Raw genomic sequence first — 17,386 nt, forward strand, 5'->3', positions numbered from 1 at the left:
GACGGTTTCGTTTGGTAGCTATTTTTCATCTTTGGTTGTGCCCGACCGGCGGGCATGATGGGTTACCAATGAATAAAGGGAAGGTCTTGCTTAGACCTTCCCTTTATAGTCTTTTCTCCACAAATCCAGGTATCGCTGGGCATTTCCTTGAAAGCGCTTTACCTCTTCTGGCGTAAAGGTTTTTACCACTTTTCCTGGATTGCCTAAAATAAGGCTATAAGGTGGAAATTCTTTTCCTGGCGGTATTAGCGTATGAGCACCTACAACAGAGTATTCCCCTATAACAGAACGATCCAGCAAGACAGCACCCATACCAATTAAAGAGCAATTCCCGATTTTTGCACCATGGATTATTGCACCATGGCCAATGGTTACCCAGTCACCAATCTCAGTAGGCCAATCATAATCTGTGTGCAACATCACATGATCTTGCACATTCGTATATTCTCCTATCGTTATAGGCCAGCCACAGTCTCCTCGTGCAACTACATGAAACCATAGGCTAGCTCCTTTTTTTACTATAACATCACCAGCAACAACTGCAGTGGGTGCAATATAGGTATCTTCGTCAATTTGCGGTTCTTTATCACCAATTTTATAGATAGGCATGGCTACTCCTTCCTTATGTTCAAGTCTTCTGATAAAAAAATGTTGCTGCCGTGGTAAGACCTAATTCGCGAGCTTGAAAAATTTGTTCTGTTGATCCTGTAAAAAGGATACCACCTTTGCGTAAAGACTGGTGGAATCGCTTGTAGAGAATCGTTTTTGTTTCTTCGGTAAAATAAATAACGACATTACGACAAAGAATTAGATCAAAGTTGGTTTCAAAAGAATCTTTCAACAGATTTTGTTGCTGAAACTTTATATGCCTTTTGAGATCATCTTTTACTTGATAAAATCCTTCACCTTGCTTTATAAAATATTTTTTTACCAAAGGTTCTGGAATATTAGCCAGTGATTTGGCTGAATATAAGCCAATTTGAGCTTTTCGTAGAACTTCTCTATCAATATCGCTTGCTAATACTTTATGGCTCATATCACAGCGGGCTTCTAACATGGTTATGACCAGGCTGTACGGTTCCTCTCCCGTAGAGCATCCAGCAGACCAGACTTTTAGCTTTGGATTTTCTCGTAACAATTGAGGTATAATTTTATTTTTTAAGACATCCCATTGTCCCGGATTGCGTAGAAATTCAGATACGTTGATTGTTAAATGATCGATGAATTTTTGATATTGGTTGCTATCACGATCGATAATAGAAAAATAACTGATTAAGTCCGTTGCACCTTGCGAGCGCATCAATGTTCGAATTCGTCTTTCCATCTGTGGTCTTTTGTAATTGGACAAGTCAAGCCCGCTTTTGGCATGAACTTTTTTTATAAAAATCTCATAGTCATCCCCAATGGTCATTCTGGTTCCTCCTTTAAGATTTAAGTAAGATTAAGCCAATACTTAGTAATAATTCAACTCATCTCGTTACTGGTAAAAAGGTGTTATGCAAAGAGTATCCTTTTTTATTAGCTCGCTATGATTTATTGTGGGGTTGTTCTATTAAGATTTCTAGAAAGATGTTACGTATTCCTTCTCTAGATGCATATTAAGATAGCCCCTGGCTGTATCAGCCAGGGGCACAACGCAGTGGCTCCGCTGCCCCACCTGCGCTTCGAGAGGACTCAATTATATTTTATGCAAAGTGGTGGGGGCTTCATGACTCATTTCTTCCTTTTTGGTGATTCTTTTTGCTACCATGGGAATGCGCTCACCTGGAAGATCCATTTGAAAAAGGTGGTCTTCATGTTCTTCTATAATCATCATGGCACTAGTATGCCCTGATGAACTGTAAATTACTCTTCTAGCTTAGCCATTTTTAATAGCAGCCTGTGCAGCGGCTAAGCGTGCAATGGGTACGCGGTAGGGGGAGCAAGAAACGAAGTCGAGATTAATGAGATGGCAGAATTCAATGGAAGAAGGCTCTCCGCCATGCTCGCCGCAGATACCGACAAGTAGATTGGGGTTGCTGGCTCGACCTTTTTCTACTGCCATTTTCATCAAACCGCCTACGCCTGCACGATCGAGCACGATGAAGGGGTTATCTGTCAATACTTTGTTTTCAGTGTAGTACCCTAAGAACTTACCTTCTGCGTCATCACGAGAAAAGCCGAAAGTCGTCTGGGTCAAATCATTGGTTCCGAAGGAGAAGAAGTCTGCTTTTGTAGCTATCTCTTCCGCTGTTAAAGCAGCTCTAGGTACTTCAATCATTGTTCCAACGGTATAAGGAATGATAACACCTGTTTCTGCTGCAACAGCATCGGCTACATCTTCTACCATTTTACGCAGATAAGAGAGCTCATTAACATGGACAACAAGTGGAATTTCCACTTCTGGCTCTACTTCATAGCCTTCTTGAACAAGCTGAGCAACAGCCTGGAAGATAGCACGGGCCTGCATTGCGTAGATTTCAGGATAAGTTATACCTAGTCGGCAACCACGATGTCCAAGCATGGGGTTGAATTCATGAAGCTGTCGCACGTTTCTCAGAAGAATCTCTTTTTCATCGACCTGATCACGAATCGCTTCTTTCTCATCATCAGATACAGTTTCCAAAGCACAATTGAGCTTGGTAATTTCGACAAGAAGATCTTCTGCATTCGGTAAGAATTCATGAAGAGGTGGATCGAGTAGGCGAACGGTAACGGGGAAACCAGCCATTTCTTTTAAGATGCCATAGAAATCTTGCTGTTGCATCGGTAAAAGTTTGGCTAGAGCTATTTGACGCTCTTCTACAGACTGCGCTAGAATCATTTCTTGTACGATAGGTAAGCGCTCTTGTGCCATAAACATATGTTCCGTACGAGTCAATCCGATACCGGCAGCACCGAATTCACGCGCTTGCTTCGCTTCTTCTGGTTTATCAGCATTGGCTCTCACACCCAAGGTACGAACCTCATCAGCCCACTGCAGCAGTATTTGGAATTCATTGGTTAATTCAGGCTCAAGCATTGGTACTTCGCCATCAATAACTCTTCCTGTAGCACCATCAATGGATATCAGATCGCCTTTTTTGAAGACTTTCTGTTCCCCAGATTGTGTATAAACGACAAATTCTTGCTTTGCATAGTCGATGCGAATAGATTCGCAGCCACATACGCAAGCTTTCCCCATTTGACGAGCCACAACAGCAGCGTGTGAAGTCATGCCACCACGGCTGGTTAAGACACCTTGTGCTGCAATAATGCCATGAATATCATCAGGCGTTGTTTCTGTACGAACAAGAAGGATTTTCTCACCTGCTTTATTCCTTGCATCCGCTTCATCGGCATTAAAGACAATGATACCCGACGCAGCACCTGGTGATGCAGGTAAACCAGTGGCAACTACAGTAAGTTTTGCTTCAGGGTCGATGCGGCGATGAAGAAGCTGGTCTAGATGTTCTGGCTCTACGCGCATGATAGCTTCGTTTTTGCTAATAAGTCCTTCTTCTACCATATCAACAGCAATCTTTACAGCAGCTGCTGCCGTTCTCTTACCATTGCGTGTCTGTAGCATCCAAAGCTTGCCGCCTTGAATGGTAAATTCAATATCTTGCATATTGCGATAATGTTTTTCTAAAGTCTGACAAATCTCTACAAACTGAGCAAAAACCTCAGGCATTTCTCTTTCTAAGGTAGAAATATGATTGGGTGTGCGAATTCCAGCTACAACATCTTCACCTTGGGCGTTAATCAGGTATTCACCGTAGAGAATTTTTTCTCCTGTGGAAGGGTTCCGTGTAAAAGCAACACCCGTTCCGCAGTCGCTGCCCATGTTACCAAAGACCATGGATTGTACGTTAACTGCGGTACCTAGGTTATCAGGAATTTTGTGAATATGACGATAGATTTTGGCACGATCATTATTCCAAGATTGGAAAACAGCACGAACGGCGCCTTCTAATTGCTCCATAGGCTCTTGAGGGAAAAGGCGACCTGTTTTTTGCAATACTAGGCTTTTATAGCCTTCAATAACTTCTTGTAAAGAAGCTGGCGTTAGCTCATTATCGAACTTGACGCCTTGCTTTTCACGGCTTTGTTCTAAGATATGTTCAAAATCATCATGCTCAACATCAAGAACAACGCCAGAGTACATCTGAATAAAACGACGATAACAATCTAAGGCAAAGCGCTCATTTTCTGTTGCTTGAGCGAGAGCATTGACAGTTTCATCATTCAAGCCAAGGTTTAAAATGGTATCCATCATACCTGGCATGGAAAAAACTGCACCAGAACGAACAGATAACAATAGTGGATCGGTGGAGTCACCAAACTTCTTGCCAAGCTTCTCTTCTACTTTTTCTAGAGCTTCCTTCACCTGGTGCAGCAAATCAGAGGGAAAATTTTTATCATTCTCATAATAAGCATTGCATGCTTCTGTTGTGATTGTAAGTCCTGGAGGCACAGGTAGACCAATGTTGGTCATTTCTGCTAGGTTAGCTCCCTTTCCTCCTAGGAGCGATTTCATATCAGCTTTACCTTCATCAAAAAGATAGACCCATTTCTTAGACATTACGTTCCCCCCTGTAATATATCTGTAACACTTTAGCCGCTGTCTCTTCTACGGCTTTATTGGTTACATCAATGACTGGACAACCGATGCGTTTCATAATGGCTTCAGCGTAATCTAATTCATCCAAGATGCGCTTCAAACTGGCATAGTCGGCATTGCCAACCAATCCTAGAGCCTTCAATCTTTCTGTTCGAATGCCGTAGAGAAGTTGTGGCGAGATGGTTAGTCCAACAATTTTGCGCTTCGGCATTTGAAACAATTCTTCTGGAGGCCCTACTTCCGGGACAAGAGGAACGTTCGCTGCCTTTACCCTTTTGTGAGCCAAGTACATGCATACGGGTGTTTTCGATGTCCTAGAGACACCAACAAGAACAACGTCAGCATGTAAAATACCACGTGGATCTTTCCCATCATCGTACTTAACAGCAAATTCAATGGCTTCAACTTTTCGAAAATACTGTTCATCCAGTTGATGCAGCAATCCTGGCTTCATGGCAGGCTCTTTCTTCGTTATCTTTTGAATGCCATGAATCATTGGACCTAAGATATCAACGGTGACAAGATTTTTCTCTTCAGCTAGGCGCAAGAGGCATTCCCGCAATTGAGTAACCACAAGAGTATACGCAATAATTGCTGACTGATCTGCTGCCTCATCTATGATTTTGTGGATATGACTCGTATCGGATACGTAGGGTATCCTCTTGATTTCCACTCCATCACCATCAAATTGACTCGCTGCTGCTCGCGCTACGAACTCTGCCGTTTCACCAATGGAGTCTGAAACGACGTAGACAATGGGTTTCTCACCATTGACAGTAGAGATACTCTTCCCCTCCTCGGTTGCCATTGACCGCCAGTGTTAATTTACGTTATTTTCCATCTAATTATGCCCTTCACCGAGCTCAACAAACAATTTCGTAATTGTTGTTTGGTAATGCGGCCTACGACCTCCTGCCGTTCTAGGCCATTGGGAAGTGCGAAAGTCCTTACTACAGGGAGGGTGTCAATCTCATGGACAATAAGACGTTTGGCAGCCTGAAAAATGGTATCCTCTGGGGATACTGTCACAATATTAGGCATTCGCGTCATAACCATACTAACCGGTATCTTATGGGTATCGCTTCCACCAATCGCAATCTTTAAGAGATCTTTTCTTGATACGACACCATTAAGATTGCCTTCGCTATCTACGATAATGAGCGTGCCTACATCTTCTGTGAACAGTGTGACAATGCTGTCATAGACTGTTGTCGCTTCTCTCACTACAACAGGCAAAGACTTTACATCTTTGACTCGAATTTTACCGATTGCCCTAGCCACCAGAGTATTTCCAGACTGACTATTGTAGTAATAGCCAACACGAGGTCGTGCTTCCAGGATTCCAGACATGGTTAGAATGGCTAGATCAGGTCGTAAAGTAGCTCGTGTCAGATTCAGGATTTCTCCTATCTGTTCTCCCGTAATCGGACCTCGTTCTTTTACGATCTCTACGATCTTTACCTGACGGTCCGTCAGTTCAATAATCGTCACCACCCTACTCTATAATTTACCTGGAAGGCACAATTATGACATACTAAATGTCTGATCACTCCCAATAAAGTATACTATATTGTCTTATATTTTCCTGCTTCTTTTGTAAGAAATTATTCTACTATTTTCTTAAGATCGGCAATGCCATCCATCAATGCATCAACAGCTTTTAATAAAGCCAATCGATTGTCGCGAATTGCTTCATCTTCTACCATGACCATTACATTGTCGAAGAAAGCGTCTAAAGGTTTCCGTAGTTGGGCCACCACAGAGAGAACAAGGGCATAATCGCCTTCTGCTTCTTTAATCTTCTGTTGTGCCTTCACAAGGGCTTCGTAAAGGTCTTTTTCCACTTGTTCTTGCAATAATGCACTTGAAATTGCTTTTTCATTGCCTTTTTTCGCTAGATTCGCGGCTCTGGTGTAGGTTGTTAGAAGAGCACCAAATGCTTCTTCTTCCCGGAAAGAAGCTAATGCATAGGCTCTCTTATATACTTCAGCAGGTTTATCAATACCTGCTTCTAACACAGCCTCAATGACATCGTAGCGGAAGCCTTCTTCACTAAGCAGGAACCGTAGTCGCTGGTAGAAAAAGTCAAGCAAATCAGCAAGTACATCAGGCATTGTTCTCGAAAGTTCTACTTTTTCACTGTACAGCTCATAGGACTTTTTGAAGAGTTCTGCCAGTGAAAGAGGTAAGTCTTTTTTCATTGCAATCAGACAGAGGGCTTGAGCCTGCCGTCTAAGCGCATAAGGATCTTGCGATCCAGTCGGAATAATACCAATGGCAAAAGATCCTACAATGGCATCGACTTTATCAGCCATTGCAACAAGTGTTCCCTCAATCGTCTCTGGGAGATTGTCGCCGGCATGACGAGGAAGATAATGTTCTCGAATCGCCTGGGCTACCTCTTTTTCTTCCCCTGATAAAAGAGCGTACTTTTCCCCCATCAAGCCTTGCAGTTCAGGAAACTCATAGACCATAAGTGTCACCAAGTCTGCTTTGGCCAGCGCCGCCGCTCGATTTGCTCTCTTCGCTGAAGTCTGATCTACGTCAAGATGATGAGATAACCAGGTCGTTAGTTCCTTTTCTCGCTCTACTCGATCATAGACAGTACCTAGCTTTTCTTGAAAAACAATTTTTTGCAATCGTTTTACCTGATCATCTAAAGAGACTTTTTGATCTTCTTCATAGAAAAAAGCTGCATCAGCCAATCTTGCTCTCAATACTTTCTCATTGCCTGATTGCACCACTTCTAGGTGATCGGTTGTGCCGTTGCGAACAGTTATGAATTTTGGTAGAAGTTGACCTGCTTGATCGATAACTGGAAAATAGCGCTGATGCTCCTTCATCGGTGTAATCAAGACCGCATCTGGCAACCCCATATATTTTTCATCTATAGCGCCACAAAGAGCTGTTGGATATTCGACCAGATAATTAATTTCTTCTAGCAAATCTTCATCTTTTTCCACCTGGCCGCCTTCAGTAAGAGCAAGCTCTTGAATTTGTTGCCAGATTTCATGCTTTCTTTTCTCTGGATCAACAATGACAAAAGCTTCTTCCAGTTTTTTCTCATACTCTCTTGGATGGATAATTTCAAGCGGTTCTTGGGCTAAGAAGCGATGGCCATAGGTGATTTGACCTGCTTTCACCTTTTCTAATTCTAGAGGAATAATTTCTTCTCCGTACAGTGCTACAAGCCAGCGGATGGGACGAGCAAAGCGCATTTCTCCCCAGGCCCAACGCATTGGCTTGGGAAAAGAAAGACCACTTATCCAGCTTTTTAATAATAGAGGCAACACTTCTTTGGTTTCTTGCCCTTTTTCTGTACGCAAAGCAAAGAGGTAAGAAACACCGTTGACTTCTCTGGTAATCATATTCGCCGGATCAACGCCTTGAGAACGGGCAAAACCTAATAATGCTCTTGTTGGCTTGCCATCTTGATCATAGGCTACCTTTTCCGATGGCCCTTTTACTTCTGTTTGTAAATCTTCTTGAGTGGCTGCAAGTTCTGTCACTATAATGGCGATACGCCGGGGCGTCCCAAAAACTTGTAAATCTTTATAAGATAAACGGGCTTCTTTGAGTCCTTCTATAGCTTGTCCTTTCAGTTGTTTTAACGTAGAAGTCATAAATTTTGCTGGAATTTCTTCTACACCGATCTCTAAAAGCAGATCGCTCTGTTTCAAGACGTTCCTTCCTCCTTATGATTCAACAAAGGGAAGTGATTCCTTTGCTCTTACCAATTATATGGAATATTTTTCTTCTATCGATTCGCTTCGTTTGATACTAGAGTCCCAAAGCAGAGCGCAAAGCTCTATCTTTTAAGAGCGGATAACCGAGCTTTTCTCGCTGCTGTACATAGGCAGATGCGCAGGTTCGTGCTAGATTCCGCACACGGGCGATATAACCGGTCCGCTCTGTAACAGAGATGGCGCCACGGGCATCGAGAAGGTTAAAAGTGTGAGAACACTTGAGTACATAGTCATAGGCTGGCTGGACAAGCCCTTTTTCGATAACTCGCAATGCTTCTTTTTCGTAGAGGTCAAAGAAGGTGAATAATGCGTCGGTATCGGCTACTTCGAAGTTATAATGTGAGTAATCAACTTCTCCTTGGTGATGTACGTCACCATAGGAGATGCCATCGACCCACTCAATATCGTATACAGAGTCTCTCTGTTGAATAAACATGGCGATTCTTTCTAAGCCATAGGTAATTTCAGCACAAACAGGCTTGCAGTCAATGCCTCCACATTGTTGGAAGTAAGTGAATTGGGTAATTTCCATGCCATCAAGCCAAACTTCCCAGCCCAACCCCCAAGCTCCTAAAGTCGGTGATTCCCAATTATCTTCAACAAATCGAATGTCATGCTTTAAAGGATCGATGCCTAGGCAACGTAAACTATCAAGATATAATTCTAGTACGTCATCAGGTGAGGGCTTTAAAATAACCTGGTACTGATAATAGTGTTGTAGCCGGTTAGGGTTTTCTCCAAAACGGCCGTCTGTAGGTCTTCTCGATGGTTCTACATAGGCTACATTCCAGGGTTCTGGCCCTAAGGCACGTAGAAAAGTAGCAGGATTCATCGTTCCAGCTCCTTTTTCCACATCATAGGGTTGTTGTATGATGCAGCTTTTCTCTCCCCAAAATTGGTTCAGTGTGAGGATGATTTGTTGAAAGTTCATCTTATTGGGTCATCTCCTTCTCCTTCAGTATCTGTAGCAATCAGGAAACTTGTAAAAAACACACAAAACCTCTCGTCACTGGCTTTGAGCCAGGGACGAGAGGTTTCTCCCGCGGTTCCACCCTGATTGACAGAGTTGAGTTCAATCTCACTCTGTCCTCTTTCAAATCTATGTTGGGGCTTTACTGACAGAAATGCAAAATCTACAAGAAAAAATCTTGTATAAAAAAACTTTCTTTTCTGCGTTCTTCCCCTGACTCTGGAATGCCTTCGCACTGCTGTGCCATGCCGGCTTTTCACCCTGTCCCGGCTCGCTGAGATGGTTGTCAGTGTTACTACTTTCCTTCATTGCCTTCTATTACTACTGTCTCGTCACAAGAATAACAGGTTCTTTTCTTTGTGTCAATTAGAGAGCTTTGTTCTTCTATGATCGAAGACTTTACTTCTATTTATCTACGATCTTCCCTATCTACATCAATCCAATCGATAGTACCATCTTTTTTCTCTACTTCGAGCTTACAACCGGAGGCAACGGCGGCGATAGTCCCGAGAGCTGCGATGATAGCCAACTGGGTACTTAGTAAGGCGCCTGTAATGCCCAATACACCGATGGTAACAGGAATATTAAATAGTACTTGATCACCTTTAAGCAGGCGTACGCGCCGTACATTACCTTCTTTGATTAAGTCTTTCAGTTGCTTCCACCATTTTTGGCTGGTGAAGCGCCAGTTTGTTGTATCGGTTCTGTTTTCTAAGTATACAAGCGCTTCTACGACGTCACCGTTGCAATACTGCAATGCTTCTTGTGCTTCACTGTAAGAGACGCCCATACGACTTCGAATGAGATCTATTTTTTCCAAATCTGTTAAATGTTCCATGGGTAGCTTGCCTCCTTTCTTTAATTTCCCCCCATAGTTTCTAATACAGTCCAGGAGCGCATTCTTCCTTCGTAACGGCTTTGAATCGTTTCTTGTAAAACTCTTCTAATAAGCATAGCATTTTTTTCGCCTACTTGTACTTTATGAATTTCTCGCGGATCCATAACACGCAAATAGTTGAGTAAAGCAAGAGCATTGGGAGGAAGAATATATCCTTTGTCGTCGAAACGTTGACAGCATGCTCCAACTGTTCCACCTTTAATCGGTGAATAGATGGGATAGTTCGATGTAACCATGGGATCTTTTGTCTCTGGTAGTATTATTCCACAATTTATACAGGCATCAAACACAGGGCCATAGCCTAGTTGATCCAAAAAACGAAGTTCAAAGAGTCTTGTCACTAGGGGGATCTGATAAACTGATAGAAGGTGCCAGAAGGTGAGTAATAAAGGATAAAGTTCTGCACCTCCTTGATCGAGTGAGAATTTATCGACCAATTCAGCCATATAAGAAGCATGGGTAAAACGATCGGGATCGGTTTGCAAAGAAAAAAAGCTTTCTATTGGTTCAGCTTGTGTAATTGTGTATAGGTTCTTTCCTTCATGAACCATCATATCGCTTTGACTAAATAGCTGGACGCCTGCCTTTAAGCGACTTGTTGGTTTACGTACACCTTTGGCAATCCCATTGATTTTACCTTTTTCATAGGTAAGCAAGGTGAGCAATCGGTCGGCCTCTCCATAGCTGCGGCTGCGAATCACAAGCCCTTGAAGTCGAAGTAAGGCGGCCATAAGCTTCTCCTTTCAACCTCGCCATATAAAGAAAAAGCAACACTAGAGTGTTGGTGCGCCTAAATCATTCATTATTTTTAGAGAAGCGCTCGTTCCCAAACGATCAGCGCCAGCTTCTAACATGGTTATAGCATCCTGGGCAGAACGAATTCCACCAGAAGCTTTTACTTTTCCTTGCCTTGACACAATATTTTTCATTAGAGCAACATTTTCTACAGTTGCACCTGCAGGGCCAAATCCTGTTGATGTTTTTACATAATCTGCACCAGCGGCCATAGCTCTCCGACATGCTTCTTCAATTTCTTGAGGTGTTAAAAAAGCTGTTTCAAGAATCACCTTCACAGAAATGTTTTGGAAAGCTTTTCCTTCTAGAACGACAGCTTCTATATCTTCTTGCAGCTTTTCCCAACGTCCTTCTTTGGCCCAAGCGATATTCATCACCATATCTAACTCCTGGGCACCTCTTAGAATTACTTCTCTTGCTTCTAGTGCTTTTAGAGTCGACCAAGTTGCGCCTAGAGGAAAAGCAATGACAGTAGCTACTTTAACAGGTCCTTCCCTTAGAATATGTCGTGCTTCTTCTACCCACAAAGGATTGACGCATACAGAGGCAAAAGAATAGCGAGTTGCTTCAGCGCAAAGCTTTCGAATCTCCTTTTCTTCAGCCTCTGCTTTTAGTAAGGTATGATCGATGTGACGAGCTATGGACTGCCAATCTTTCATAAGCCTACTCCTCATTCATCATTCTTTTCTATAATTAGATTGAAAAACAAAGACTAGTCAAACTTTTCATCATAGCCAAAAGAGCGCAGTACATCAGGTCGACTCCGCCAGTCTTCTTTTACTTTGACCCAGAGTTGTAGATAAATTGGTGTGCCTAGCAGTTTTTCTATATCTTGACGAGCTTCTATACCTAGTTCTTTTAGCATCGAGCCACCCTTACCGATAAGCATGCCTTTTTGTGATTTTCGTTCCGTAAAAATGGTTCCATGAACAACGAGAGGCCCTTTTTGACGTTTTTCTAAATGTTCAATGACGACTGCTACAGAATGTGGAATCTCTTCTCTCATGGCATATAGGACTTTTTCCCGGATGAGCTCTGCCATCAAGAGCTTTTCTGGTTGGTCCGTAATCGCATCAGCAGGGTAGTACCGCGGTCCTTTTGGCAAGTTCATAAAGATCATTTCTTTTAAGCGATCTAGATTCTTGTTCACAAGAGCTGAGACAGGAATAACTTCTTTCCAAGTTACAAGTTGACTATATTGAGCAATTCGCTGTAATCCTTTTTCGCGTTCAATGGCGTCCATTTTATTAACGATTAAGAAAATCGGCGTCTTCAAACCTTGTAGCAAGTTGCTAATATATTCTTCTCCACCGCCTGGTTCCATGGTTACATCGACAACGTAAAATATAAGGTCTACTTCACTAAGCGTTTTTCTTGCTGTCGTAACCATGATCTCACCGAGCTTGTGTTTGGGTTTGTGGATGCCTGGTGTATCAAGAAATATAGCTTGCCCTTCCTGTGCATGAAGCACACCGACAATTCGATTTCGCGTGGTCTGGGGCTTATCGGACATGATGGCCACTTTTTTTCCAATCAATTGATTCATTAACGTCGATTTTCCAACATTGGGTCGTCCGATAATCGCAATAAAACCAGAACGAAAGTCTTCTACTTCTTGCTGTCCTGTTGATACATCAAAAGGCACAAGGGGCGCTGTTTTCGTCTCTTGCTTTTGATTGACTTTTTTCTTTTCACTTTTTGGTCTCGTAAAACGTTTTAATAGTCTGTATTTTTCTGTCAAGTCGATTTCTCTCCTGTTTTCTCTGTAGAAGCAGTTGTAAATACAAAAGCTTGTGGTAACAACACTTGTAGATCCATCCATACCTGCTCTTCTTCATCATTAACATAAAGAATGGGCAATTCAGAGGCAAATTCTGAAAGAACTTGACGACAAGCACCGCAAGGGGTTACAGGATCTTTTCTGAGCGTTGTAAGTACAAGTAAAGTAAAGCGATTACAACCTTCAGAAAGAGCTTTAAAAAGGGCCGTTCTTTCAGCGCAATTGGTTAAGCCAAAAGAGCTATTCTCTATATTACAACCTCCATAGAGATTGCCATCAAGACTTAATAAAGCAGCCCCGACGGGGAAGTTAGAGTAAGGTACATAAGCCCGCTCTCTCATCTTGCGAGCCAACTGAATCGCTTCAATTACCTTCTGTCTATCCAAATTAACAGGCAATCTAGCAAAATCTTCTTCTCTTATCATAATCAAATCCCTGTTCTTTTCGTTGTTATAAAGCAGCCAAAAGGCCTGTCCCCCAACAAGCTACCGTGCTAACAGTGGCAAGTCCTTACCAAAGAGCAAGAACTCTAGGACCAAAAACAGTTATACCAGCTATTATAGCCTGAATTGCCAATAATAGAACAGCACCGGCTGCCGCATCTTTGGCCAATTCGGCAAGGGGATGGTAGGCCTGTCCACCACGATCTACAACCGCTTCAATGGCCGTATTAAACATTTCAGCAGATAAAACCAGAAAAGTAGAAAGGATGATCCAGGCTCTTTCCCATCCATCAATAGCAAAGTAGAAAGTCAGAAAAATCACGACCACTGTTGTGGCAAGATGAATCTTCAAATTCTGTTCTTCTTGAATAGCCTTCCAAATTCCTCGGATAGCATAAAAAAAAGAAAAAATAAGTTTTCTACCCTTCATCCCGACTGAGACCATATGCAGTAAGAACTTTCTCTTCTAAAGCTCTCATCTCTATTTTCTCTTTCTCCTCTTGATGATCATACCCGAGAAGATGAAACATCCCATGTACAAATAAATAAGCCAGTTCTCTGTCTATCGTATGACCATAGTCTTGCGCTTGTTCTTTAACCTTATCTAACGAAATAACGATATCACCCAAAAGCTGTCCCTCAGTAGGATCGTCAAATTCTATCTCTTCATCGCTTTGTTCTTCCATAGCAAAAGATAAAACATCGGTAGGCATATCTATATTGCGATAGTCTTTATTCAACTGTTGAATTTTATCATTGTTCGTTAGAAGCAGGCAAACCTCTACATCATCGATAGGATATTCCACTTCTTCCAGACAAGCAAAGGTCAATTGTTCTAGCATAAGCTGCCAAGTTTCTTCTGTTTCTGCATCCAATTCTTCCGTATATTCATTGACTATAAATAGTTCCATCTCAATCTTCCTTCCTACTCTTTCGAGACTTGTTCAGGATATTCAATCCGCGTATGATAGATGCCATTTAAAACGCGACAAAAAGATTGAGCTATCAAATCTAAATCTTTAAACGTCAGGTCAGACTCTTCCAATTGACCATCATTCAACTTATCTTTGATCAGCTTTCGAACCAATCCTTCGATCTTTCCTGATGTTGGCTGAGGCAAAGAACGTACCGCCGCTTCTACTGTATCAGCCAACATAACAAGCGCCGCTTCTTTTGTCTGAGGCTTAGGCCCTTCGTAGCGGAAATCTTGTTCCTGAATAGACTCGGTTCGATCGGCTTCCATGGCTCGATGATAGAAGAAAGAAACAAGTGTATCACCATGATGTTGTTCTACAATATCAACAACAGCCGTAGGCAAGCCTGCTTTACGACAAAGCTCTACACCATCTTTTACGTGTGATGTAATAATTAAAGTACTGAGCGAAGGCGCAATTTTATCGTGAGGGTTTTGTCCCTGGTTCTGATTTTCGATAAAAAAAGGCGGTCTCTTAATTTTTCCAATATCATGGTAGTAAGCACCTGTGCGAACAAGTAAAGGATCGGCTCCGATTTGTTCCGCTGCCGCTTCACCTAAATTTCCAACAAGCAAACTATGGTGGTACGTACCCGGTGCTTCCATTAAAAGTTTTCGAAGCAACGGCTGGTTGGGGTTGGCAAGTTCTAACAGTTTTACAGAAGTCGTGATCTTAAAGGTTGATTCTAGATAAGGCAAAGAGCCGATCATAAAGACAGAAGACAAAATACCACTAAGTAAGCCCATGGGAATACCGTAGGCCGCAATTATTGTCAAGTTAGTATTTGTAATCAATCCCAATGCAACGATGGCAAGTGAATTAACAATGGCTACATTGATGCCAGCCCGAGCAAAGTCCATTCTCTGGCTAAAACGCGAGACACTATAGATCCCCACAAGAGAACCAAAAAATGCAACAAAAGCGTGGGTAATAGAGTAATCTGCCATAAGTCCTATCAACAAACTATTTACAATAGAGACAAAAATGGCAATACGGCTATCTAACAAGATCGCTAGTAGCATCGGTCCTGTAGCTGCCGGAATCACATAGAGCAGTTGCTCCATCACCTCTGGTTGCTCGTGCAGTCGCACCGATGAAATCGCTTTGGCTGTTAATAAAGACAATGTAATCATTAGACCAAGCAACCAGAGCATTCGCTCATCTTGAAATAGATCTCGCCGATGGGTCCATAAATACCAGATCAGCACAGCCATGTTGAGCAGTACTAAAAAGGCCATACCGGCTGTTTGTAACCATATATCACCCGTACGTAACAAGCCAAACTGCGATAATATCTCAATATGTTCTTCTGTCACCACATCTCCTGTGCGCAAAATCATCTGATCTTGACGAACAGGGAAGGTAACAGGCGCGACACTTTGACGTACTTCGTTGTGCAATCGCTTCGTTGCTTCTACATCTAGAAAAGAATTAGGCCTAAGAAACAAAGGAACGGTACTGTGTAAGATTTCTTTTACATCTTGTGCTAGATTGGCATTCTCAATCCGCCCATCTACAATTCTCTTTGCTTCTTCCATGTTATAAGGTAAAACTCTACCGGCGGCACGAGTCTGGGGCATACCTTCGGGCAATCGATTGAGCTCTTCTGTAAGACCGGGCATACTGAGCATTTCTGCAATTAAATTCTCAGTCTCAACTTGAATGAAAGCAAGTGTCTCCGGTGATGTAGTGATTAGTTTTTGTAATATATTTTCAGGTATCGGTATAGGCACTTTTGCTTTGAGTTGATCGATTTGCTCCCTCTCTGTTTCATCATGAATGACAACAGCATCTTCAAGGACGGGAGGCTCTGTCTGACGCCAATCAATTAAAGTCCTAAAAAACTGATCAACGAGATTTTGTACCCGTACCACCGCATTTGGATCATGGGTATATACAGGTGGCGTCGCTCGAACTTTCTGCTCTCGTGCAATGGCCGTTTTTTCTTCATCGATAATATCTTTAGATTGGGGTGCTTTAATATCTTTGGCACTGACCTGTCCGACTTCTAAAGTCTCTAGATCAGAAAGGTACCCGAAAGACATAATGGCTGTAAGGGCTATAAAAAAAACCAAAGCCATGGTGATGCGACGGATTGTCGGGTACTGCCACGCTTTTGCTACCGCAATTTTTAACAGAGCACCAATCCGGCGTAAGCCACCGTTGTCACCTCATTTATTTCCCCTGTGGACCACTCTGTTTCTCAAACTCTTCATAAGCCCGGATAATACGACCGACCAGTGGGTTCCGCACAACGTCACCGGCTGTAAAGAAATGAAAGTCAATCCCTTCAATGTCTTGCAAGATTTTTTGTATCATAATGAGACCTGAGTTAGAGCCTCGGGGCAAATCAACTTGCGTAATATCGCCTGTTACAAGTGCTTTTGATCCAAAGCCAATACGAGTGAGAAACATCTTCATCTGTTCTGGTGTCGTGTTCTGTGCCTCATCAAGTATGATAAAAGAATCATCGAGGGTTCTACCGCGCATATAAGCCAATGGAGCAATTTCAATGACACCGCGCTCCATAAACTTTTCCGCCGTTTCCATACCGATGGTATCAAAAAGACCATCATAGAGCGGCCGTAGATAAGGGTCTATTTTCTCTTGTAAATCACCCGGCAAAAAGCCGAGCTTTTCTCCTGCTTCTACTGCAGGTCGTGTTAAGATGATGCGATTAATTTCTTTGTTCTTCAAGGCAAGGACAGCCATAACAACAGCTAAGTAGGTCTTTCCTGTTCCTGCTGGACCAATACCAAAAACAATTTGGTTCTTTTGGATCTTATCAATATAATTTTTTTGGCTTAGTGTTTTTGCTTTAATTTGTTTGCCACGAACGGTTGTAAAGATAATGTCACCAAGTGTATTGGCTATAAGTGGTTGTTTCCCGTTCTGTAGCAAAGACCAAGCATATTCTACTTCTGATTGGCCAACAGTCTGTCCTGATCGCACCAATGCTTGTAATTGCTCAAAAAGATGGGCTGTCCATTCTACATCTTCTTGCTTTCCGGTGAGAATGAGTTCGTTTCCTCTTGCGACGATTCTAGCTCGGCTAAGTCGTTCGATTAAACGTAAATTCTCATCACGATGACCAAAAAGCTGAGCTGCTTCCCAGTTGTTCTCTAAGTGAATTCTGATCTCATGGCATGATGCCAACAGTCTGACCCAACCTCCTAAAGATTACGCCTCTCGCAATCA

Annotated in this window: 17 protein-coding genes and 1 other annotated feature; all 17 genes read right to left on the minus strand. The window is 42.5% G+C overall.

The window, feature by feature from the left end; all coding sequences use genetic code 11:
* Window positions 1–90: 90 nt before the first annotated feature.
* Window positions 91–609 (minus strand): gamma carbonic anhydrase family protein, encoded by a 519-nt coding sequence (locus FTV88_RS08125; RefSeq protein ID WP_153725174.1) that lies wholly within the window; start codon window positions 607–609, stop codon window positions 91–93.
* 19 nt (window positions 610–628) lie between these two features.
* A complete protein-coding gene (locus FTV88_RS08130; protein WP_153725175.1) occupies window positions 629–1,411 on the minus strand; it encodes a CheR family methyltransferase in 783 nt (260 codons plus the stop codon).
* Between the two features lie 267 nt (window positions 1,412–1,678).
* On the minus strand, window positions 1,679–1,816 hold the full coding sequence (locus tag FTV88_RS08135) for a hypothetical protein (protein WP_153725176.1): 138 nt from the start codon (window positions 1,814–1,816) through the stop codon (window positions 1,679–1,681).
* A gap of 42 nt (window positions 1,817–1,858) precedes the next feature.
* Entirely contained in the window at window positions 1,859–4,543 is a 2,685-nt protein-coding gene (gene ppdK / locus FTV88_RS08140; protein WP_153725177.1) for a pyruvate, phosphate dikinase, read from the minus strand.
* Entirely contained in the window at window positions 4,536–5,390 is an 855-nt protein-coding gene (locus FTV88_RS08145; protein ID WP_153725178.1) for a pyruvate, water dikinase regulatory protein, read from the minus strand. Before FTV88_RS08145 ends, ppdK begins: the two co-directional genes overlap by 8 nt.
* A gap of 17 nt (window positions 5,391–5,407) precedes the next feature.
* Window positions 5,408–6,073: a transcriptional regulator CcpN gene (ccpN, locus tag FTV88_RS08150; protein WP_153725179.1), complete on the minus strand. Its 666-nt coding sequence runs from the start codon at window positions 6,071–6,073 to the stop codon at window positions 5,408–5,410.
* 113 nt (window positions 6,074–6,186) lie between these two features.
* On the minus strand, window positions 6,187–8,262 hold the full coding sequence (gene glyS / locus FTV88_RS08155; protein WP_153725180.1) for a glycine--tRNA ligase subunit beta: 2,076 nt from the start codon (window positions 8,260–8,262) through the stop codon (window positions 6,187–6,189).
* Window positions 8,263–8,362: 100 nt separating this feature from the next.
* Window positions 8,363–9,259 (minus strand): glycine--tRNA ligase subunit alpha, encoded by an 897-nt coding sequence (gene glyQ, locus FTV88_RS08160; protein ID WP_153725181.1) that lies wholly within the window; start codon window positions 9,257–9,259, stop codon window positions 8,363–8,365.
* Between the two features lie 88 nt (window positions 9,260–9,347).
* Window positions 9,348–9,616: a binding site (T-box leader), on the minus strand.
* A gap of 91 nt (window positions 9,617–9,707) precedes the next feature.
* The gene (locus FTV88_RS08165; RefSeq protein WP_153725182.1) at window positions 9,708–10,136 is read right to left on the minus strand and encodes a DUF4342 domain-containing protein; all 429 of its coding nucleotides are present in this window, start codon (window positions 10,134–10,136) and stop codon (window positions 9,708–9,710) included.
* Between the two features lie 20 nt (window positions 10,137–10,156).
* The gene (gene recO, locus FTV88_RS08170) at window positions 10,157–10,927 is read right to left on the minus strand and encodes a DNA repair protein RecO (protein WP_153725183.1); all 771 of its coding nucleotides are present in this window, start codon (window positions 10,925–10,927) and stop codon (window positions 10,157–10,159) included.
* Window positions 10,928–10,969: 42 nt separating this feature from the next.
* Complete coding sequence (deoC, locus tag FTV88_RS08175) at window positions 10,970–11,650, minus strand: deoxyribose-phosphate aldolase (protein WP_207707842.1); 681 nt, start codon at window positions 11,648–11,650, stop codon at window positions 10,970–10,972.
* Between the two features lie 53 nt (window positions 11,651–11,703).
* Window positions 11,704–12,636: a GTPase Era gene (gene era, locus FTV88_RS08180; RefSeq protein ID WP_243137494.1), complete on the minus strand. Its 933-nt coding sequence runs from the start codon at window positions 12,634–12,636 to the stop codon at window positions 11,704–11,706.
* A gap of 92 nt (window positions 12,637–12,728) precedes the next feature.
* Window positions 12,729–13,196 carry a cytidine deaminase gene (locus FTV88_RS08185; RefSeq protein WP_153725186.1) on the minus strand — a complete coding sequence of 156 codons (468 nt, stop codon included), beginning with the start codon at window positions 13,194–13,196 and terminating at the stop codon, window positions 12,729–12,731.
* Window positions 13,197–13,281: 85 nt separating this feature from the next.
* Window positions 13,282–13,659 (minus strand): diacylglycerol kinase, encoded by a 378-nt coding sequence (locus FTV88_RS08190; protein WP_368277237.1) that lies wholly within the window; start codon window positions 13,657–13,659, stop codon window positions 13,282–13,284.
* Window positions 13,634–14,125 carry an rRNA maturation RNase YbeY gene (ybeY, locus tag FTV88_RS08195; RefSeq protein WP_153725188.1) on the minus strand — a complete coding sequence of 164 codons (492 nt, stop codon included), beginning with the start codon at window positions 14,123–14,125 and terminating at the stop codon, window positions 13,634–13,636. The genes FTV88_RS08190 and ybeY overlap by 26 nt, the downstream gene beginning before the upstream one ends.
* Before the next feature lie 14 nt (window positions 14,126–14,139).
* Window positions 14,140–16,269, minus strand: a complete 2,130-nt coding sequence (locus FTV88_RS08200) for an HD family phosphohydrolase (protein ID WP_153725189.1) — start codon at window positions 16,267–16,269, stop codon at window positions 14,140–14,142.
* A 94-nt stretch (window positions 16,270–16,363) separates the two neighbouring features.
* Entirely contained in the window at window positions 16,364–17,344 is a 981-nt protein-coding gene (locus tag FTV88_RS08205; protein WP_153725190.1) for a PhoH family protein, read from the minus strand.
* Between the last annotated feature and the right edge of the window lie 42 nt (window positions 17,345–17,386).

The sequence above is a fragment of the Heliorestis convoluta genome, assembly GCF_009649955.1.
In the GTDB taxonomy this organism is placed as follows: Bacteria; Bacillota; Desulfitobacteriia; order Heliobacteriales; family Heliobacteriaceae; genus Heliorestis; species Heliorestis convoluta.